This is a genomic window from Anaeromonas frigoriresistens (assembly GCF_016820655.1).
GTDB classification, from domain to species: domain Bacteria; phylum Bacillota; class Clostridia; order Tissierellales; family SIT17; genus Anaeromonas; species Anaeromonas frigoriresistens.
On record NZ_WSFT01000039.1, the window covers coordinates 14,389 to 35,284 of the forward strand.

Consider the following 20,896-nt stretch of genomic DNA (forward strand, 5'->3'; position numbering starts at 1 on the left):
AAAATCCCATTTGTACAAAGTACAAATGGGATTTTTTCTCTACTAAACATAAAATAATACTAAATATACACTAGATATAAATACAGATAGAACCATTATTGGAAATCCTACTTTTAAAAAACTTATAAATGATAATTTATTATCAGTTTTTTGTAAAAATCCTGCGACGATTACATTAGCAGACGCACCAACCAAGCTACCATTTCCGCCAAGACAAGCTCCTAATGCTAGAGCCCACCATAGGGGACCGATACTAATTGTTGACATAGCACCAATACTTTTTATAAGGGGGATCATTGTAGCAACAAAAGGAATATTATCAATAAAAGCTGATGCAAAGGCTGAAACCCATAATATCATAAGGGTTGTCAACATTAAGTTTCCTTTAGTGAAACCTAATACTCCTGATGCTAAATGCTCAATAACTCCAACTTTTTCTAATCCTCCTACTAGAACAAATAATCCAGCAAAGAAGAATATAGTGGACCATTCTACTTCTAATAAAATATCTTCTGGGTCCTTTTTACTTATAATCAGTAAGAGTGATGCACCTATTAATGCCACCGTTGCTGACTCTAGGTGGATATACTGATGTAGTATAAATCCTATCATTGTTAGACCTAATACGAATAAGCTTTTCTTAAGTAGGGGATAGTCCCTAATGGATTTATTCTCATCAAAAGCCATTAGCTTATCTTTAAGATTTTGATCAACGACGATTGATTTACCATACAAGAATTTGAAAATTACTAGTGTAACTCCTAGTATAACTATTATAATAGGTCCAAGGTTTAAAGCAAAATCCATAAATCCTAACTTTGTAGCACTACCAATCATGATATTTGGAGGATCTCCAATTAAAGTAGCAGTTCCACCAATATTTGATGCAAGGATTTCTGGGATTAAAAAGGGAAGTGGATTAGTCTCTAATGTTTCTGTAATCACTAAAGTAACAGGGACTATTAACAATACTGTAGTAACATTATCTAATAAAGCAGAGGATATAGCTGTAATAACAGATAGAGTTATTATTATTCTAAAAGGTTCACCCTTAGCTTTTTTAGCTGCTTTAATAGCTACATACTGAAAGACTCCTGTTCTTTTAATAATAGAAACCATAACCATCATTCCTATTAATAAACCTATGGTGTTAAAGTCAATAGCCTCAAAGGCAAAATCTTGACTGATAACTCTAAGACCTATAAGTAGAGATGCTCCAAAAAGAGCAATAGCAGTTCTATTAATCTTTTCAGATATAATAAAGATATAAGTCAGTATAAATATAGATACTGCAATATAAACTCCAGAATCTAAAGTCATTTAAAACATCTCCTTATTTTTAATATTCAATTGTATTAGGTCGTACTATCTAATAATACAAAAAAAACAAGAGAATGTCTAAGTATTTTTTGTATATAAATAAAACTTAATAGTAGTGGAAATAACAAAGTTATATTGTATCAGGATCTTTTTTATTATACACTCTTTCAGAAGAATCTTTAGCTTCTTTTATCATTGTTCGTATATCATCTAATTTTTCTTTTATATTGTCCATAGTATCATGGGGAACATTATAATATAGATATAAATCTTCAAAGTTTCTAACCGTTTGACTTAAAGATTTGTTAATCTCTACAAAATCACTAAAGACATGAGAATTTTTAGCATTTTTGAATTGTTCAATGTCAATTTTTATTATATCGATTAATTCATCTTCATTATTAAATGTTCCAGCTGGTTCTGGATAAGGTTCTATTCGTTGAAGAAAATACTTATCTTTTTTATTTACATTATATACATAAGATACTTCTGTTCCATCAATATCAAAAGTTATATAACATAATAAAGAGTTCATTACATGGACCTGTGCTCCCAATTGAGAGAATATAGTTTGATGTTTTTCAACTTCTGCCATCATATATTTACGCATAAAATTACCTCCTGCTTTTTTATATTTTATATTATATTATACCACAGATATTATAATGAAAACCTAGGGTGAGGCTTGCTATCATATTTTGAATAATGGTAATAAATGAGGGTAAGTAAAATATGTAAGAAAAAATGAGGAGGTTATATCTGTGAAAAAAATTGCTTTATTAGTAGAAAACCTATATGAAGATATCGAGCTTCTTTGGCCTTTATATAGATTAAAAGAAGCTGGATTTAAGGTAGATCTAGTTGGTACAGATAAGGATAAAGAATATACTGGAAAACATGGAGTACCAACTCAGAGTGAGTTAGCATCTAAAGACATAAAGGTAGAAGACTATGATGCAGTAGTGATACCAGGAGGATATTCACCTGATCGAATGAGAGCTTGTGAAGCTACTAAGGATTTTGTTAGAAATATGAATAAAGATAATAAATTAATAGCAGCAGTTTGTCATGGACCATGGATGATTGCATCTACTTGTGATATTAAGGGCAAAGACATAACAGGATATCATACTATTAAAGATGATTTAGTTAACGCAGGAGCAAATTATATAGATAAAGAAGTGGTAGTTGAAGGAAATCTTATTACATCAAGACAGCCTGATGATTTAATTGCTTTTACAAAAGAGATTATAAATAAACTTAAATAGTGTATTAATTACCCCGACTATATACAGTTGGGGTAATTTTTTGTAAGTATTGATAGTATAATATAAAATATATATACTAATTATTAAACAAGATCTAGAATTTTAGGAGGAAGTACTATGGAGATAATAAACGCAGGAATAAATTTATATGATAAATATTTTGTACCATCTTTAATAGAGTTAGGAATAGCTTTAGGGATATTTATGTTATTTTTAATATCAAGTTCAATAATTACTAGAATGATTTTTAAAGTAGGTGATATTTTTGCAAAAAAATCAAAGACAGGACTGGATGATGATATGTTAATCGCCTTTAAAAAGCCTGTTAGAGTGTTAGTTATATTATTAGGACTATATATTGCACTTATATACTTACCTTTTTCAAAAGGAACAGAAGATAATATTACACTATTATTTAGAGTATCAATAATAGTGTTGATTACATGGGGATTATATAATTTAGCAGGAACCTATGAGGTACTTTATGATAAACTAGGAACTAAATTAAACTTTAGAAGTCAAAAAATATTAAAGCCTTTTATATCGAAGGTTATTAGAATAATTATAATTGCTATATCTATAGCTATTATTGCAGAGGAGTTTGGATATAGTATTAGTGCTTTTGTGGCTGGTTTAGGAATAGGAGGTATAGCTATTGCTATGGCAGCTAAAGATACTTTAGCTAATGTATTTGGTGGCATAGCTATACTTATGGATAAGCCCTTTGATATTGGTGATTGGATAGTAGCCTCAGGGGTAGAAGGGGTAGTAGAAAATATCAATTTTAGAAGTACAAAGGTAAGGACTTTTGAGAAGGCTATAGTTTCAATTCCAAACTCAAAAATGTCTGAAGAAGCTATAACTAATTTTTCAAGAAGGGGTATTAGAAGAGTCAGATTTTATCTAGGAATTGTATACTCTACATCATCAGATAAGATTCAAATGGTAGTAAAAAAAATAAATGACATGCTAGTAGAGCATCCTGATGTTGACAATGAGATAATACTCTCTAATTTTGAAGTGTTCAATACTAGCAGTTTGGATATACTTATTCAGTATTATGCCAAAACTTCTGACTACCAAGAGTATTTATCTGTAAAGGAAAATGTAAATTTTAAAATAATGGATATATTAGAAGAAGAGAATGTAGAAGTGGCATTCCCAAGCACTAGTATTTATTTTGAGGATAACTTGAATACAAATGAGCATCATAAACAATCATAATGTTATTTATAAAATAAAAATATATCTTCATAATCTCTTCATAAATTTTTTCTATAATTAAATTACAAAATAAATAAAATTAATAGGAGGAATTGATTATGAAGAAATTAGTAGGAGTTTTACTTGTATCAGTACTGATTCTTTCAGTAGGAGCAATAGCCTTTGCTGGAAGTGATGGGAACTTACCTGATTGGTTTAAAGGTATGTTGGATTGGAGAAAAGATAGAATAGAAAATGCAGTAGAAGATGGAACAATAACACAAGAGGAAGCTAACGAATATCTTGAACATTTAGAAGATATGGAAACATATCATACAGAGAATGGTTTTCCTGAAGAAAACTATGGTCCAGGAATGGGTGCTGGTAAAGGGTTTGGAAGATCCCAAGGAAGAGGACCTGGAAGAGGTTTCGGCGGAGGTTGCGGATATTGGCAATCAGACGTACAACAATCACCAGTACAATAATTAATATAAAATAAGGCGGCGAATATATTCGCCGCCTATTTATTATCTGATAATGTAAAATCATTATTTGTAAGTTCAATTTTGTCTATTAACTCTGAAGACAGATAAACTTGCTTTTCATTAGTTATAAAGATAGCGTCTACACCATCAGTATTTTCTACTAGATTCATGCCTCTCTCTAATCCTAATGCGAATATTCCTGTAGAAAGACCATCTGCATCAAATGATTCGTCAGCAACTATTGTTACACTTTGAAGACTATTTTCTATAGGATACCCTGTAAAGGGATCTAATATATGATGATAAAGCTTTCCATCTTCTTCAAAGTTTCTCTCATAAACTCCAGAAGATACAACTGTCTTATCCTTAACACTAACTATGGCTACATGTTTACCTCTAGGTTCATAAGGGTTTTGTACACCTATTTTCCAGTTAGATCCATCTGGTTTACCTCCTAAAGCTAAGACGTTCCCACCTAAGTTTACTATAGCATGATTTATATTATTTTCTTTTAATATCTTAGCTACCTCATCAGCAGCATAACCTTTAGCTATCCCGCCTAAATCTAGAATCATATCTTCCTTATCTAGATAAATACTCTTATTTTCATTATCTAATACTACATTTTGATAATCTACAAGGGGAAGATTATTTTCAATTTCCTCTTTAGTTGGAACTCTAGCATTTTCGGTGCCTATTTGCCAAAGTTCTACCAAAGGGCCAATGGTTATATCAAAATGACCTTCAGTTTTATCAGAATAAAACTTACCTCTTTCTATAACGTTATAAGTATCTTGAGAAACCTTAACAGAATCTTTTCCTGCATTATAATTAATTTTATTTATCTCGCTGTCTTCTATATTCAAACTCATTTTATTTTCTATTTCTTCAATCCTATTAAATACTTTTTCAAATATTCCTTCAGGAGCCTCATCATAAATAGATATATTTATAATTGTTCCTAAATAAAATCCATTTTCAGATACTGGCTCTGATGACTTAGGAGCAATATTTCCATTTCCATCTTCTGAACAACCAGTAATCAATATTGAAAACAATATAAGTAAAAGAAAAGCATATTTTTTATAATTTATCATTCATCTATCCTCCATTTAATATTAATTCTCGTGATAATTATAACATATATTTGAATATAATGTTTTTTATATAAACTAAAAATAAATATAAGAAATATATGACTAATACATCAGAGTTTTAAGTATCGTTTACCATTATGTGGAATGACCTTGTAAAATGATAGAAAAACTATGGATTAATAAAAAAAGTATGTTATAATATTATACGAATAGTGTAAATATATAAGTTACATTATTAACAAAGCTTAGTCAAAAATATGACACGTATCACATTTATTTTTTTATTTACTGGTATAATTATAGTTAATATAGTTATGTTTTTGACAAAACAAGTCCGCTAAGGGTGGACAAATAGTATAGAATAAGGGGGCACATTATGAGTAAAAAAAGGATAGTAATTCTAGGTGCTGGATATGGTGGTGTACACTCAGCAAAGCTACTTCATAAAAAATTCAAGAAAAATGATGAAGTAGAAGTTACTTTAATTGATAAAAACCCATACCACACGCTTCTTACTGATTTACATGAGGTAGCAGGTAGAAGAATAGAGGAACATGGAGTAAAGGTGAATCTAGAAAAGATATTTGGCAAGAAAAAAGTTGATGTTGTTACAGACAAAATTGACAAAATAGATTTTGATGGTCAAAAACTTGTTTCTGAAAATGCTGAATATGGATATGATTATCTTATACTAGGTTCTGGAAGTGAGCCAGCATATTTTGGAGTAGAAGGTGCTGAAGAAAATAGTTTTACAATATGGTCATATGATGATGCAGTTAAAATTAAACAGCACATACATCATATGTTCGAGCAGGCAAGTACAGAAAGTAATGAAAATAAAAGAAGACAAATGCTTACTTTTGTAGTAGCTGGAGCAGGGTTTACTGGTGTAGAAACTATCGGTGAAATTGCTGAATGGCAGAAGAGACTTTGTCGAGAGTATAACATTAATCCAAAAGAAGTATCATTAAAAATTGTAGAAGGCCTACCAAAGATCCTTCCTATATTGAATGATAAGCTTATAGCTAAATCAGAAAGAAGACTTAATAAACTAGGAGTAGAAATTCTTACTCAATCTTTAATAACTAAAGTTACACCTCATTCTGTAACTTTAAAGAATGGAGAAAAGATAAAAACGAATACATTAATATGGACTGCTGGAGTACAAGGTAGTAGCTTTGCAGCCAATATTGGTCTTACACTAGGTAAAAGAGGACGTATTCAAACTAACGAGTATATGCAATCAGTAGATTATAGTAATGTTTATGTTATAGGAGATAATTCATATTTTGAAGAAGAAAATGAAGGTCCTATACCTCAAATAGTTGAGACAGCTTTACAGACTGCAGAAACTGCAGTAGATAATATAGAAGCTGATATGGAAAATAAATCCTATGAGGCTTTTAAATCAAATTATCATGGATTTATGGTATCAATAGGTGGAAGATATGCAGTTGCTCATCTAGGAAATACATCAATGTCAGGATTTATTGCAATGATGATGAAGCATATAGTAAATATTCACTATCTATTTGGAGTAGGTGGATTTAATTTAATCTGGTCATACATCATGCATCAATTCTTTACTATAAAAGATAACCGTTCTATATTAGGTGGACACTTCTCCTTTAGAAGTCCTAATTTTTGGTTAGTTCCATTAAGAATTTTTGTTGGATATAAATGGTTAGACGAGGGATTAAACAAGATAGGAAAGGTAATAGAAGATCCTTCTAATATATTCTTGATACCAGCTCCACCAACAGCAGCTACTTCTGGAGCAACTCAAGCAGCAGAAGAAGGAGCAGAGGCAGCATCACAATGGGGTGAAGCATTACCAGTTCCTGAGTTTATTCAAAATATTATGGATTGGTTTATGGAAGCATTCTTCTATACAGCAGATGGAGAATTCACTGTATTAGCCACTATATTCCAAACAGGAATGGTTATAGCTGAAGTAGTAGTAGGAGGATTATTAATAGTAGGTTTATTTACAGCTCTTGCAGCGATAGTTTCAGTAGTAATGGGTATTATGATATGGACTTCTGGAATGGCACCTACAGAAATGTTATGGTTCTTAGCAGCAGGTATAGCTTTAATAGGTGGAGCGGGTAGAACATTTGGTTTAGATTATTATGTGATGCCAGTTCTAAAAAAATGGTGGTCAAAGACACCTTTTGCAAGAAAGACTTATCTATATATAGATTAGTTATATATGTCCTTTCGGAGAACAAACTTCGAAAGGACTTTATTTTAGCATATATCTAAAAATCTTATTTGCTGAAAAGTATAAAACTTGATAAACTATAGTAGCATACTAAGGTTGGAAAGAGGAATATATATGAAAAAATTAGATGGTATAATTATTATTGTAGTTCTTTTAGTATCATTATTAGGATTTCTATATCTGCAATATGGTAGAGATAATGATTTCAATAATAAAAAGGCTGAAATATATATAGATGGTGAATTATATAATAGTTATGAGTTAACTGAGGATATAGACGAAGAAGTAGTCATAAATACTGAATTAGGTACAAATATCATTAAACTATATAATAATGGTGTTAATATTATAGATGCAGATTGTCCTGATAAATACTGTGTAAGTGATGGGTTTATTAATGAGCCCGGAGAGATGCTTGTATGTCTTCCTAATAAAGTTGTGGTAGAAATAAAGGGAGAGAAAGAAAGTACTATAGATGATACATCATACTAAGGGGGAGAACTATGTCTAAAACACAAAAACTAGTTATAATTTCATTATTAGTGGCACAAGCATTGGTTCTTCATTTAGTAGAGAGAATGATACCTTTTAATTTTGGTATACCAGGAGCTAAACTAGGACTTGCCAATATTATTACATTAGTATCTCTATATTTATTTGGATTTAAAGAAACTCTCACTGTGGTAGTATTAAGGACGTTGATGGCTAATTTATTAGGAGGAAATGTTTCTGGATTTTTATTTAGTATTTCAGGAGGATTATTAAGCTTCTTCATTATGTATTTAATAAAAAGAATAGCAAGAGAAAAAGTAAGTGTTATAGGATTAAGTATTGTAGGAGCAGTATTTCATAATATTGGACAAATATTAATGGCTGCTTTTGTGATTCACAATCTAAATATAGTTATATATTTACCCGCTTTATTAATATCGGCTGTTGCTACAGGCTTATTTGTAGGTATAACAGTAAATTATATTTTAAAGTTTTTAAAAATGACTGGATTATTTAAAATTAGTTAGAAGATATAAAAGAAAACATCAAGGGTGATAAAATGAATTCATTTTGGGATAAATATCCTCAATTGCAAAGAGAATTAGAGGATGTAAAAGAAATAATGAAGAAAAATGTCAAAACCAATGAGAAATATATTGAAAAGCCTTTATTAGATTTAATAGATTCTGGTGGAAAAATGTTAAGGCCAGCATTTTTATTACTCTCTTCTAAATTTGGTAAATATGAAAAAGATAAACATCAGAATTTAGCTGCTATTATAGAGATGCTTCATATGGCTACATTAATTCATGATGATATTATAGATGAGTCTAAACTAAGAAGAGGACAAACAACGATTCAATCACGATATGGAAAAGATTATGCAGTATATATGGGAGATTATCTATTCTCGAAATGTTTTATGATGTTATCTGAGGACTATTCTATGGAAAATATGAGGAAAATTTCTAAAGCTATAACTCATATATGCATGGGTGAAATAAGACAATATTATTTTAGGTTCAGAAGTGATGTATCTTTAAAAAGATACTTAAAGATAGTATCTGGCAAAACAGCATCTCTTTTTGCCATGAGTTTTCATATTGGTGCAAAGGAATCTGAATGTGATGAGAAGATGTCTAAAGCATTAGGAAAGATTGGATACAATATAGGTATGGCCTTTCAAATAATAGATGATATATTAGATTATACAGCAGAAGAAGAAACCCTAGGAAAAAGTATAAAAAATGATCTAAAACAAGGCTTCTTTACATTACCATTAATATTTGCTTTATTAGAAGATAATAAAAGGCTTGAAATATTAATAGAAAAAGAAGATGTAACAGATGATGATGTTATAGAAATCATAAATATTATCAGGTCATCAAATGGTTTAACTAGAGCTAAAAAATTAGCTGTAAGATATACTGAGAGAGCCTTTTCTATAATAGATTCACTACCAAATTGTGAAAGCAAAGAAATTATATATGAAATTACTGAAAAATTATTAAAAAGAGAATATTAATATCAAAGCTGAGGATAATTCCTCAGCTTTTCATATTTTCTTCATATTTGTAAGGTATAATTTTTCATAAGAGAATTAAATGGAAAGTAAGGTCGAAAAAGATAAAAAAATAGATGAAATGACTAAAAATTGAATATAGGGGTATAGATAGTATAAGGAGATGATAGATATGAATATTATCAAATGGATTTTTATTGAATTATTACTTCCTATTACTATCTTAAAAGCTGGATTGATAACTATTTCGTTTGCAGCTCTGATTTATACTGTACAAAAAGTTATGCTCACTAAAGTATCCTCCGCAAATCAAAGTAACGATATTATATATGCAGTCACAGAATTAAGAAGAAGATATACAGCAGGTAAGATATCAGAAGAAGAGTATCAAAAAATATTAAATGGTGTTACGAAATAGAATCCAGCCTAGGCTGGATTTTATTAATGTCTCATACCTATCAATTGAAAAGCATCTCATGAAGCTTTCCTTTGTGATATATTATAAATGAGGTGGTAATATGGCAAAAAATTTCTTAGTAGTAGATGACCAAAAAGAAATAGTAGATGTAATAAAAGCATATTTACAAAAAGAAGGATATAATATTTACCCGGCATACAACGGAAAGGATGCTATTGATATATTGAATCAAGAAAACATTGACTTTGCTATACTAGACTTGATGTTGCCGGATATATCTGGTGAAGAAATATGTAAGAAAATAAGATTAAGGTCTCAAATACCAGTTATCATGTTAACTGCAAAATCTATGGAAGAGGATAGAATATATGGATTAGATATTGGAGCAGATGATTATATAGTCAAACCCTTTAGTCCAAAGGAACTACTAGCAAGAATAAGAGCTATTCTACGAAGAAGTAGTGAAGAATTTATAAAGGCTGACATTATTCAAATTGATAAAGGGAATCTGTCTATAGATTTAAATAGTAGAGAAGTGACAAAATCAGGTAAGATAATAGATTTAACTCCTACTGAATTTGATTTATTAAAATTATTTTCGCAAAACCCATCTAAGGTGTTTAGTAGGGAGAATTTAATAATAAAAATATTAGGTTATGACTATGAAGGATATGATAGAACAATTGATGCCCATGTTAAAAATTTAAGGCATAAGATTGAAGATAAAGAAAATAAGTACATTAAAACAGTTTATGGGGTTGGATATAAATTCAGGGAGGATTAATATGATTAATCATTTAAGGACTAGGATAACTATATTAATGATAATTGCAGCACTGATATCAGTTATTACAATTGGAGTTATATCAAATATTACTTTGTTTAGTAAGTTTGATGAGTATCTAAGTAAAGAAAAAGAAAACAGAATAGAAGAAGTTATAAATTTTATTGAAGAAAGTTATAAAGTAGATAAATGGACTGAAAAAACAAAAGATAATATAGAATTATCTCCAATGGTAGAAGGATTTGACTTATTAATCCGTGATAACAAAGGGGATATTATATTATCAAAGAAAATGAACAAATCCTTTATCAATGATCATATGATGGGCAAAGGTATGGGCATGGGTATGATGAGGGGCCGTAATTCTAATTTTGAAAATAGTACAGGAGATAATTATAAAGTAGATAATATATCTTTAGAAGCAAATGGTGAGAATATAGGTACACTACAGATAGGATATTATAATTCTCTAGTAGTGGGAAGTCAAGAAGTTGAATTCACTAAGGGTATAAATCAATCAATACTTTATGCTGCAATTATATCCATAGTAGTAGCAATTATATTAGGTATATACTTTTCTAGATTTATTTCTAAACCTATTATTGATGTAAAAGAAACTACTAATGAACTTAGTAAAGGTAATTTAGATACATCAGTTAAGACTAGAAGTAAGATAACTGAGATAAATCAACTAACCTCTTCAATTAATTATCTAAAAGAATCTTTAAATTCTGAGAATATATTAAGAAAACAGCTTACTTCAGATATTTCTCATGAGCTAAGAACACCCTTAGCTATTTTAAAAAGTCATATAGAGGCTATACAAGATGGAATATGGGAATTGAATGATGAAAGGTTATTAGTTTTTCAGAAAGAAGTAGATAGATTAATACTTTTAGTAGAGCAAATTAAGTTCTTAAATAATATAAAAGAGCATAATATATCTCTTAATTTAGAAAAACTTGATTTTGAAAAAATAGTGCAAGAAGTAAATGAAGGCTTTGAAATAGAGTATTTAAGAAAGAACATAACCTTAGTAAAGAATTTAGAACAAAATATATATGTATTAGGAGATGAATATAGGCTAAAACAAGTTATAATAAATTTATTTTCTAATGGAATTAAGTTTACTAATAATAATGGAAGGATTGATATAGAAATATTTAAAGAAAACGATTATGGAGTTTTTCAAATATCTAATACTGGAGAAGGAATTTCTAAAGAAGATTTACCCTATATATTTGAAAGACTTTATAGAACTGATAAATCTAGAAATAGAGATAAAGGTGGTTCTGGATTAGGCTTATCAATTGTAAAGGAATTAGTGAATGCACATAATGGTCAGGTTAAGGTTAATAGTGAAATAGGTAAAAAAACTGTATTCACTGTATATATTCCTCTATATACTACTAATTAGTAATATATAGTTGACAATAAAACTAATTAGTAGTAATATTATAATATGAATAATAAAACTTATGGAAAAGAAAATGACTTAAATTTAAAAGTATTAATAAAATTAACAAGGGCAACTCAAAAAGTGCATAAACAAGAGTATAAAACCATAAAAAAAGGAGGACTTACTGTATCTCAATTTGGAGTACTAGAAGTTTTATACCATAAAGGAGATCTAAGAATTAGGGATATAATAGATAAAACATTGTCAACTGGTGGAAATATGACTGTAGTTATAGATAATCTAGAAAAAGAGAATCTTATTAGAAGATATCCTGATCCTACTGATAGAAGAGCTACCCTTATTAGTATAACTGAAAAAGGAAAAGAATTAATGGATAAAATATTTCCGAGCCATGTAGAAAATATTAATGATATATTTAGTGTTTTTTCTGAAGAAGAAAAAAATCAATTAATAAAATTATTAAGAAAGTTAAATAGAGTAGATTAATCTACTCTATTTTAAGACATCATAATACTAATTAGTAATAAACTATATAGTAAATTAATAACTAATGATTAGTTCGAAATGTGCCGGGTATTATATAAAATGGAAGGGATGATATCATGATAAATAAAATAGAGAACGCTACAATGGGTAGAGGTGAACATGACTGGTTAAGAAGTATACATCATTTTTCTTTTGCAGAGTACTATGATCCTAATAGAATGGGGCTTGGAGTGTTAAGAGTATTAAATGATGATTTGGTAGATTCTGATACGGGATTTGATCTTCATCCTCATAAAGATATGGAGATAATTTCCTATGTTGTTGAGGGAGAACTTACCCACGGAGATAGCATGCAAAATGATAGCACTATAAGAAGAGGAGATATTCAGTATATGAGTGCTGGAAAGGGGGTATATCATAGTGAGCATAATAAAGGAGATACAACTTTGAGGTTCCTTCAAATATGGATTAAACCAGATAAATCTAGTTATGAACCAAATTATGGAGATTTTAGTTTTCAGTGGAATGAAAGAAAAAATAAATGGCTCCATATGGTATCATCAAAACAAGGAACTGCACCAGTGAAAATAAATCAAGATGCAGATATATATGTAACAAGTCTAGATAAGGATAATCAAATTAAAATAGAAATAGATAATAAACATCAAGCTTATTTGGTGCAAATAGAAGGAAAGTCAGATATCAATGGGGTAGGTTTAAATACTAGAGATGCTATGGAGATATTTAATGAGAAACTAAACATTAAAGCTATAGATAAATCTCACATACTATTGATAAAAATAAAAAAATAGATTTATAGGAATGTAGACAAGATATTGAAAGGAGAGTATTGATTATGAAAATGTTAATTGTATATCACTCAATGTATGGACATACACAAAAATTAGCTGAATCTGTTGCTAAAGGAGCTAAAGAAATAGAAGGTACCGAGGTTAAAATAACAAGGGTAAAAGAAACACTCCCCGACGAAGTACTAGAAAAAATGGGTTGCCTAGAAATAATAAAAAATATGGAAAAGGAAGTTCCTGAAGTAACCTTAGATGATTTAAAAGATGCTGATGCTATAGTATTTGGTACCCCTACAAGATTTGGAAATATGTCAGCTCAAATGAAGACTTTCTTAGATAGTACAGGTGGTTTATGGTCAGAAGGAGCACTAATAGGAAAAGTTGGAGGAGTATTCACATCTACAGCTACTCAACATGGAGGGCAAGAATCAACTATATTAAGCTTTAATAATGTTTTATTACATCAAGGTATGATAATAAGTGGATTGCCATATTCTTATGAAGGATTATCTAGTGTTGAGAAAATTTCGGGAGGATCTCCTTATGGAGCTAGTACAGTATCAGGGGGAGATGGGAAACTACAACCTACTGATATTGATTTAGAAGGAGCGAAATATCAAGGTAAGCATATAGCTAAAATAGCTAAAAAATTGGTTGAATAAATAAAAGGTAAGGCTTAAGCCTTACCTTTTTAAATTGATAAATCTATATGACAGTATCCATTGGGATTCTTTTTTAGATATTTTTGATGATATTCTTCTGCATCGTAAAATGTTTTTAAAGGTTCTACTTCAGTAACAATATTATCTTGATATTTTTGTTGTTCTTTATCTTTAGAGTTTAATATAGTATCCTTATCTTGCTTATCAATGAAGTAAATTCCTGTCCTATACTGAGTACCTCTATCTGGTCCTTGTCTATTTTCTATAGTTGGGTTAATTATATTCCAAAACTTATCTAATAACTGTGATAATTGGATAATATTTTCATCATATTCTATATAGCAAGCCTCTGCATGTCCTGTTAATCCTGTACATACCTGTTCATAAGATGGATCTTCTATTTTACCATTAGCATAGCCTACTTTAATATCTAAAACTCCATCTATCCTACTCATATATTCTTCTACACCCCAGAAACAGCCACCAGCTAATACAATCTTCTTCATTATACCATCTCCTAAGCTATCTATTTATTATAAGATTATCATACCAGTATAAAGAATTATTTTCAATATATTATTAATATCCCTAATATAACAAATTATAATAAAAAAATGTCATATATGTATATAGTCATTTAATATATATAAATAGTAATAAAAAAATATAACAATCTAACATAGGATTTTTAGGACTTGTTACATATTTCAAGATACTATTGACAAAAAAATATCGTTAAATTATAATCATAAGAGATACACTAATTAAAATTGAATGAGGGGGAATTTTAATGTCAATGAAGAAATTTTTATCATTAGGACTTGCTCTATTTGTATCAGCTGGCTTATTAGTTGGTTGTGGGGGAGATGAGGAGCCTACATCCACAGATACAGATACGGAACAAGAGGAAACGACTGATGAGGAAAAAACTTCTACAGAGGGTAATTATGAAGATGGTATTTACTTTGCCCAAGAAGATGGATTCTCAGAAAATAGTGGATGGAAATATGTTGTAACACTAAAAGTAGAAGATGGAAAGATTACTGACGCTGAGTGGAATGGAGCTCACAAAGATGGGGGTACAGATAAGATTACTAGATCTGAATCTGGAGAATATGGAATGGTGGAATTTGGTGATGCTCAAGCAGAATGGCATGAGCAATCTGTAAAAGCTGAAGAATACTTATTAGAAAAACAAGATCCAACAGCTATAGAATATTCTAGTGATGAAGGACACACAGATGCTATATCAGGAGTATCAATTCACGTTAAAGAATTCTTTGATTTAGCTGAAAAAGCTTTAGAAAAAGGACCTGTAGGTGAGGGATCATATAAAGATGGTAACTATAGAGCTGAAGAAGAAGCGTTTGATGAGAAGTCAGGATGGAAGTATACTGCTGATATTACAGTTATAAATGGATATATAGTTGCTGCCGACTGGGATGGATTACACAAAGATGCACCTAAAGACGATAAAGGTAATGAGAAGACAAAAGATGTTGTATCTGAAGCAGGAGAATATGGAATGGTAGAAAATGGTGAAGCTCAATCAGAATGGCATGTTCAAGCTAATGTAGCTGAAGCTTTTCTTTTAGAAGAGCAAGATCCAACTGCTATAGAGTACACTGATGATGAAGGTCATACAGACGCATTAACAGGAGTATCAATCCACGTAAAAGAATTCTTTGATTTAGCTGAAAAAGCATTAGATGGAGCTAAAAAATAAATATAAATAGACTTTAAACCCTTAGAGATTAATCTTTAAGGGTTTATTTTATTGTTGTTGCATATATTAATTATTAGAGTACCGGGTATATATACTTATAAATACTAAGGAGGAAAACTATGAATTCTGAAACTGATAAAATCAGAAAAAGATATAATAGAGTTTCTAAGATATATGATATTATGGAAAAACCTATGGAATCAATGCTAGGAGAAAAATGGAGAGGCAAACTTATCGAGGAAATAGAAGGAAAGAAAATATTAGAAGTTGGAATTGGGACTGGAAAGAACATACCATATTATCCTAAAGATATTGATGTTATAGGAATTGATTTTAGTGAGAATATGGTTCAAAGGGCTAATGAAAGGGCTAATTCTTATCCTAATGTGGATATTATTCAAATGGATGCACAGAATATGACCTTTGAAGATAATATGTTTGACACGGTTATAACTAGTTGTGTATTTTGTTCTGTTCCAGATCCTATAAAAGGTTTAAAGGAAATTAGAAGAGTATGTAAACCTAATGGGAAAATTATTATGTTAGAGCATATGAGAAGTGAAGATAAAATAATAGGAAAAGCTATGGATATCATAAATCCCATACCATTATATATTTGGGGAGCTAATATTAATAGAAAAACCATGGAAAACTTACAAAGAGCAGGATATAGTGAAGGTGAAATTCAGATAGAAGATATTTGGAGAGATATTGTAAAACTTATTAAAATAAGAAATAAAAAGAATTAAAATTCATATTTTCTTCAAAGTTAAATATTATACTATAAATATAGAAATAAAGGAGGAATACTTATGATGCATAGAGGATTTGGAATGATGGGAGGAGGAGGTTTCTTGGGTTTTATAATTATAGCATTAATTGTATATTTTGCTTTTAAATATATTAATAATAACGGGGAACATACATCTAATTTTAATAAAAGAAATGATGCATTAGATGTTTTAAATGAAAGATACGCAAAAGGTGAAATATCTGACGAAGAGTATAATCGTAAGAAGGATATGCTAAGAGATTAAAAGGAGTGAGTGTATATGATGCATGGATTTATGGATGGGTTTGGAGGTCCATTTGGTTTTGGAAGTAACTTAGGAGTTTGGGTTATGGTATTTCAATTAGTTAGAACACTACTGATAATAGGAGCAGTTATAATAATAGCAAAACTATTTGTAAAAAACGGTAATAAATCCAATGTTAATTCTAATTCTTTTAGAGCAATAGATATACTAAAAGAAAGATATGCTAAGGGAGAAATAGATGAGACTGAGTATCAAAGAAGATTGAATAATTTAAAATCGTAAATATATAGACATTAAATACACCTAGTAATATTTCTAGGTGTATTTAATGTCTATATTAGTTATATCAAATTAATCCAAGTTTTACTTAAAAATTTTCATAAGAATATTACGAATTCCTTCAATTGGTTTGAAATGATTTCGTCTTTGCCATTTAACTCCCTCTAAGGCCATAATAGTGACAATTAACCAAATTGCTCCAGACATTTGACCTGCAATCACATCACTGGGATAATGGGCTCCAAGATAAATCCTACTAATACCAATAAGAATAAAAAGTATAGTTGCAAAAAAAGACAAACTCCATTTAATTATTTTGGAAAGTTTACTTCTAAAGATAAAATAAATCATAAAACCATAAAAAATTAATGAACCCATGGCATGACCACTAGGAAAGCTAAATCCAACCGCATCTATATGGGGGATAATAGATGGCCTTGATCTTTGATAATAATATTTTAGACCCTTTATAATAAGACCCCCTCCAACCATTGCAATAATGAAAAAAAGGATTGCCCATATATCTCTTTTTTTAAACCATAGAATAAGCACTGTTATGATTGATAATAAAGTCAAGAACCAAACTGAACCCATTTCTGTTATTAAGAACATAAATTGATCTATCCATTTAGATTCAATGGATAAAAAGAAATTAATAATTGCATCATCAAAGACTTGAAGTTCTTTGCTTGCTATATTTTCAGCGATTTCTGTAAATACAGAAAAGAATAATCCAGCTCCTCCAAATCCAATTAATAAGAGTAACACTGGTATTACTTGTCTCTTTATCTCTTTTTCATCTTTTATCAATATATCTCCCCTTTCAAAATATAATTACTCTACTCTAAAAATATCCTTATTATCTGTCTACTCGGTAGAAAAGCACTAAACCATAATTGGCTCTACAGTACTACATACTATAATGAAATAAATTTTATAATATATATTTAGAAGATAAAAAAATAGAGGATTTATAGAAATGAAAAGAGAAATGTATATAGAATATTCAAATTGTTATTTTAATGTTCAATAATAGTAATATATTAAAATGGAGGATGATTGATGAGAGATTTGTTTTTAGCTAAACCAGATATAAAATATCAAAGAAGTTTCGAGGATTATGTATTAGCATATAAAAAGGCAGGAGATGAGTACTATTTCAATAAGTATAAAAAAGGAAGACAGAATTTTAATGAATATTTAAATGAGTTAATCAATTACTCTAAAGGTATAGACTTACCTCAAGGTGAAGTCATGACATCATCATTTTGGTTAATCCATAGAGATGAAGTGATAGGTGTAGTGAGAGTTAGACACCAAGAAGTTGAGTATGCTGGACATATAGGTTATGATATATCACCAAGTTATCGAAATAAAGGTTATGGTAGTGAAATTCTTAAATTAGCTTTAAAAGAAGCTAAAAAAATAGGAATAGTAGAAGCAATAGTGACTTGTAACATAGATAATATGATTTCAAAAAAAATAATAGAAAAAAATAATGGTAAATTATTAGGAAGAGTTTTTGATGAAGAGGAAAATGAAAATCTGTATAAATACAGTATTTTTATATAAAGGAAAAAAAGCATAACAAAAAGATTGTATCTAATCAAGTGGCTCAGATACAATAATAGGATAATCTAATTATATACATAAGGAATTACTATCTTAAGGACAGGAGAAGTTAAATGAAAGCTTATCTAGCTATTAAATTTTATGAAGATAATAGAAATCGAGATAAAATAGACCGTATATCCACACTATTGTCTAATAATAGAATTAAAACTATTTGTATAACCAGAGATGCTGAAAATTGGGGAGAAAAAATTTTTCAACCAAAAGAATTAATGAAAATCACCTTTGAACAAATTAAATCTAGCAATTTTGTATTAATTGATTTAACAGAAAAAGGAGTAGGATTAGGCATTGAAGCAGGTTATGCATATGCAAATGGAATACCAATAATAACTATAGCTGAAGAGACATCGGATATTTCTAATACATTAAAAGGTATATCAAAAAAAGTTATACTATACAAGAATATTCAACAATTAAATAAAATATTTAAAGTTGATAATATTAGAAGAGTTTTAGATATGTAGAAAACTTTAAAAAGAGGTATGATAGATTTAAGATTATATATTTACTAAAGGTAGTTAACAGAATGGATAAAGTATTGGAGTGATAAGTATGAATGGATTATATTTACAAGGTGGCGGTGCTAAAGGTGCATTTCAAGCTGGTGTGCTCTATGGATTAAAGAAGAGGGGTATAGAGTTCAATGTTATTTCTGGCACATCTATAGGTGCAATTAATGGCTATTTTGTCTATACAGAAAAAATAGAAACTATGAAGAAAACTTGGATTACAGTGGATGAAGATGCATTAAAAGACCAGATTATTAAGGACAAAGTCATAGAAAACAAATCACTAATAAATCAATTATACAATCTTGATGGAAGAAGTAAAGATGTAAAAGATTTTTATGTAAATTACATAGCAATAAGAAATGGAGTGCCTAAAGAAATTCAAGTTAATATCTCTAAAATATCGAAGGATGAAGGGTTAGAAGTAATAAAATATAGTTCGTTATTACCTTATATAGGACAGACAAATATATCTTTACAAGAAGCTATGAAGAACTTTAATTCTAAAATAGCTTTTGAACAATTTAAAGCTGAATTAGTAGAGGGAAAGTATGATGGATATAATTTAGACGGTGGAATACTAAACAATAACTTTTTAGATAAGTTTATAGATAAAAAGGTGGATAAGCTTTTCATTATTCCTTTTGTGAAAAACTATCAGCCCCCAGAATATATATTAGAAAACTATGATAAGGAAGATTTGATTATTATCGAACCTACAATTGACTTTGAACCTGGAGATACTCTACGATTTGAACAAGAATTTTGTAAAAAGCTTTTTATAGAAGGATATGAAATTGCAAAAAACATTAAATTATAAAATATATAACTCTATTGATTTTAGTTAGAATAAGTTGTGAAAATGAATGTAGAAGAATATTAGGTCTCAAGACTCAATATAATGTGATATAATGTTATCAATTATCTTGATACAGTAAGGAGGGGTTTGTATGAATGGAGGATGGGAATGTCCAAAATGTGGTACTAGAGGTTATGAAACAGGTCAATTTCAAGCAACTGGAGGTACATTGTCAAAGCTTTTTGATGTTCAAAGTGAGAGATTTTCAACAGTAACATGTTCAAAATGTAAGTTTACAGAAATTTATAAGGCAAAAACTAGTGATTTAAGTAATATATTTGATTTATTCTTTGGCGGTTAGAGGTTATGTTTATACATAGCCTCTTATATTACGAATTATATTAAAATTAATGAAAATATAATGCGTAATAATGCAAACTATATAGATGTATAATAAAATATAATTCATAAAAGTTCTTGACTTATATAATAGTCTTTGTTATTATGAAAATGAAAAGTGAATAGAGGATCCATATAATATCGGAAATAAGGTCCGAGAGTCTCTACCAGATGACCGTAAATCATCTGACTATGGGTGAAATTTTAGTTAGGGTGCTGTATATTCAGTGCCTTTATAGAGTTATCTTCAGGAATAAAAGCCTGAACTAAGAAATTTCCCTTTAGGAGAGATTTTTTAGTTCGGGCTTTTTTATTTTCTAAA

At 29.4% G+C, this 20,896-nt stretch carries 26 protein-coding genes and 1 riboswitch; of the genes, 21 read left to right on the top strand and 5 right to left on the bottom strand.

Translation table 11 applies throughout. The features are described from left to right. Positions 1 to 42: 42 nt before the first annotated feature. Together GOQ27_RS10375 and GOQ27_RS10380 are read right to left on the bottom strand one after the other, a co-directional pair. A complete protein-coding gene (locus GOQ27_RS10375) occupies positions 43 to 1,320 on the bottom strand; it encodes an ArsB/NhaD family transporter (protein ID WP_203366797.1) in 1,278 nt (425 codons plus the stop codon). A gap of 130 nt (positions 1,321 to 1,450) precedes the next feature. Next, complete coding sequence (locus GOQ27_RS10380) at positions 1,451 to 1,930, bottom strand: hypothetical protein (protein ID WP_203366798.1); 480 nt, start codon at positions 1,928 to 1,930, stop codon at positions 1,451 to 1,453. A gap of 151 nt (positions 1,931 to 2,081) precedes the next feature. Here GOQ27_RS10380 and GOQ27_RS10385 point away from each other — a divergent pair, with 151 nt between their 5' ends. The 3 genes from GOQ27_RS10385 (at position 2,082) to GOQ27_RS10395 (ending at position 4,276) form a co-directional block, all read left to right on the top strand. After that, positions 2,082 to 2,588, top strand: coding sequence for a type 1 glutamine amidotransferase domain-containing protein (locus GOQ27_RS10385; protein ID WP_350445902.1), 507 nt, complete (start codon positions 2,082 to 2,084; stop codon positions 2,586 to 2,588). Positions 2,589 to 2,705: 117 nt separating this feature from the next. Then, positions 2,706 to 3,812, top strand: coding sequence for a mechanosensitive ion channel family protein (locus GOQ27_RS10390; RefSeq protein WP_203366799.1), 1,107 nt, complete (start codon positions 2,706 to 2,708; stop codon positions 3,810 to 3,812). Between the two features lie 98 nt (positions 3,813 to 3,910). Continuing rightward, positions 3,911 to 4,276 (top strand): DUF2680 domain-containing protein, encoded by a 366-nt coding sequence (locus tag GOQ27_RS10395; protein ID WP_203366800.1) that lies wholly within the window; start codon positions 3,911 to 3,913, stop codon positions 4,274 to 4,276. Between the two features lie 35 nt (positions 4,277 to 4,311). Here the strand turns inward: GOQ27_RS10395 and GOQ27_RS10400 are convergent, their stop codons facing one another. After that, positions 4,312 to 5,373 carry an FAD:protein FMN transferase gene (locus tag GOQ27_RS10400; protein WP_203366801.1) on the bottom strand — a complete coding sequence of 354 codons (1,062 nt, stop codon included), beginning with the start codon at positions 5,371 to 5,373 and terminating at the stop codon, positions 4,312 to 4,314. A gap of 376 nt (positions 5,374 to 5,749) precedes the next feature. Here GOQ27_RS10400 and GOQ27_RS10405 point away from each other — a divergent pair, with 376 nt between their 5' ends. From GOQ27_RS10405 to wrbA, 10 genes are all read left to right on the top strand, one after another. Continuing rightward, complete coding sequence (locus GOQ27_RS10405) at positions 5,750 to 7,579, top strand: FAD-dependent oxidoreductase (RefSeq protein ID WP_203366802.1); 1,830 nt, start codon at positions 5,750 to 5,752, stop codon at positions 7,577 to 7,579. A 132-nt stretch (positions 7,580 to 7,711) separates the two neighbouring features. Beyond that, positions 7,712 to 8,089 (top strand): NusG domain II-containing protein, encoded by a 378-nt coding sequence (locus GOQ27_RS10410; protein WP_203366803.1) that lies wholly within the window; start codon positions 7,712 to 7,714, stop codon positions 8,087 to 8,089. Between the two features lie 11 nt (positions 8,090 to 8,100). Next, positions 8,101 to 8,616: a Gx transporter family protein gene (locus tag GOQ27_RS10415; protein ID WP_203366804.1), complete on the top strand. Its 516-nt coding sequence runs from the start codon at positions 8,101 to 8,103 to the stop codon at positions 8,614 to 8,616. 32 nt (positions 8,617 to 8,648) lie between these two features. Continuing rightward, on the top strand, positions 8,649 to 9,614 hold the full coding sequence (locus tag GOQ27_RS10420; protein WP_203366805.1) for a polyprenyl synthetase family protein: 966 nt from the start codon (positions 8,649 to 8,651) through the stop codon (positions 9,612 to 9,614). 169 nt (positions 9,615 to 9,783) lie between these two features. Then, entirely contained in the window at positions 9,784 to 10,029 is a 246-nt protein-coding gene (locus tag GOQ27_RS10425; protein WP_203366806.1) for an SHOCT domain-containing protein, read from the top strand. A 100-nt stretch (positions 10,030 to 10,129) separates the two neighbouring features. After that, positions 10,130 to 10,813 (top strand): response regulator transcription factor, encoded by a 684-nt coding sequence (locus GOQ27_RS10430; protein ID WP_203366807.1) that lies wholly within the window; start codon positions 10,130 to 10,132, stop codon positions 10,811 to 10,813. A 1-nt stretch (position 10,814) separates the two neighbouring features. Further along, positions 10,815 to 12,230, top strand: a complete 1,416-nt coding sequence (locus GOQ27_RS10435; protein WP_203366808.1) for a sensor histidine kinase — start codon at positions 10,815 to 10,817, stop codon at positions 12,228 to 12,230. A gap of 45 nt (positions 12,231 to 12,275) precedes the next feature. Beyond that, positions 12,276 to 12,719 (top strand): MarR family winged helix-turn-helix transcriptional regulator, encoded by a 444-nt coding sequence (locus tag GOQ27_RS10440; protein WP_203366809.1) that lies wholly within the window; start codon positions 12,276 to 12,278, stop codon positions 12,717 to 12,719. 116 nt (positions 12,720 to 12,835) lie between these two features. Then, on the top strand, positions 12,836 to 13,531 hold the full coding sequence (locus GOQ27_RS10445) for a pirin family protein (protein WP_203366810.1): 696 nt from the start codon (positions 12,836 to 12,838) through the stop codon (positions 13,529 to 13,531). A gap of 44 nt (positions 13,532 to 13,575) precedes the next feature. Further along, positions 13,576 to 14,190: an NAD(P)H:quinone oxidoreductase gene (wrbA, locus tag GOQ27_RS10450; protein ID WP_207751299.1), complete on the top strand. Its 615-nt coding sequence runs from the start codon at positions 13,576 to 13,578 to the stop codon at positions 14,188 to 14,190. Between the two features lie 29 nt (positions 14,191 to 14,219). Here wrbA and msrA read toward each other — a convergent pair whose 3' ends face one another. Next, on the bottom strand, positions 14,220 to 14,696 hold the full coding sequence (gene msrA, locus GOQ27_RS10455; RefSeq protein ID WP_203366811.1) for a peptide-methionine (S)-S-oxide reductase MsrA: 477 nt from the start codon (positions 14,694 to 14,696) through the stop codon (positions 14,220 to 14,222). A 284-nt stretch (positions 14,697 to 14,980) separates the two neighbouring features. On the opposite strand from msrA, the gene GOQ27_RS10460 reads away from it, so the two are divergent. The 4 genes from GOQ27_RS10460 (at position 14,981) to GOQ27_RS10475 (ending at position 17,235) form a co-directional block, all read left to right on the top strand. Beyond that, positions 14,981 to 15,916, top strand: a complete 936-nt coding sequence (locus GOQ27_RS10460; RefSeq protein ID WP_203366812.1) for a hypothetical protein — start codon at positions 14,981 to 14,983, stop codon at positions 15,914 to 15,916. A gap of 119 nt (positions 15,917 to 16,035) precedes the next feature. Next, positions 16,036 to 16,665 carry a class I SAM-dependent methyltransferase gene (locus tag GOQ27_RS10465; RefSeq protein WP_203366813.1) on the top strand — a complete coding sequence of 210 codons (630 nt, stop codon included), beginning with the start codon at positions 16,036 to 16,038 and terminating at the stop codon, positions 16,663 to 16,665. A 63-nt stretch (positions 16,666 to 16,728) separates the two neighbouring features. Continuing rightward, positions 16,729 to 16,953: an SHOCT domain-containing protein gene (locus tag GOQ27_RS10470; protein WP_203366814.1), complete on the top strand. Its 225-nt coding sequence runs from the start codon at positions 16,729 to 16,731 to the stop codon at positions 16,951 to 16,953. Positions 16,954 to 16,968: 15 nt separating this feature from the next. Next, positions 16,969 to 17,235 (top strand): SHOCT domain-containing protein, encoded by a 267-nt coding sequence (locus GOQ27_RS10475; protein WP_203366815.1) that lies wholly within the window; start codon positions 16,969 to 16,971, stop codon positions 17,233 to 17,235. Between the two features lie 81 nt (positions 17,236 to 17,316). Here GOQ27_RS10475 and GOQ27_RS10480 read toward each other — a convergent pair whose 3' ends face one another. Beyond that, a complete protein-coding gene (locus tag GOQ27_RS10480) occupies positions 17,317 to 18,042 on the bottom strand; it encodes a phosphatase PAP2 family protein (protein WP_203366816.1) in 726 nt (241 codons plus the stop codon). 252 nt (positions 18,043 to 18,294) lie between these two features. Between GOQ27_RS10480 and GOQ27_RS10485 the strand changes: the two genes are divergently transcribed. From GOQ27_RS10485 to GOQ27_RS10500, 4 genes are all read left to right on the top strand, one after another. Then, positions 18,295 to 18,804, top strand: a complete 510-nt coding sequence (locus GOQ27_RS10485; protein ID WP_203366817.1) for a GNAT family N-acetyltransferase — start codon at positions 18,295 to 18,297, stop codon at positions 18,802 to 18,804. A gap of 113 nt (positions 18,805 to 18,917) precedes the next feature. Next, a complete protein-coding gene (locus GOQ27_RS10490; RefSeq protein WP_203366818.1) occupies positions 18,918 to 19,331 on the top strand; it encodes a nucleoside 2-deoxyribosyltransferase in 414 nt (137 codons plus the stop codon). Between the two features lie 88 nt (positions 19,332 to 19,419). After that, positions 19,420 to 20,196 (top strand): patatin-like phospholipase family protein, encoded by a 777-nt coding sequence (locus GOQ27_RS10495; RefSeq protein WP_203366819.1) that lies wholly within the window; start codon positions 19,420 to 19,422, stop codon positions 20,194 to 20,196. A gap of 130 nt (positions 20,197 to 20,326) precedes the next feature. Beyond that, positions 20,327 to 20,536: a zinc ribbon domain-containing protein gene (locus tag GOQ27_RS10500; protein WP_203366820.1), complete on the top strand. Its 210-nt coding sequence runs from the start codon at positions 20,327 to 20,329 to the stop codon at positions 20,534 to 20,536. A gap of 149 nt (positions 20,537 to 20,685) precedes the next feature. Beyond that, positions 20,686 to 20,787: riboswitch (purine riboswitch) on the top strand. Positions 20,788 to 20,896 lie beyond the last annotated feature (109 nt).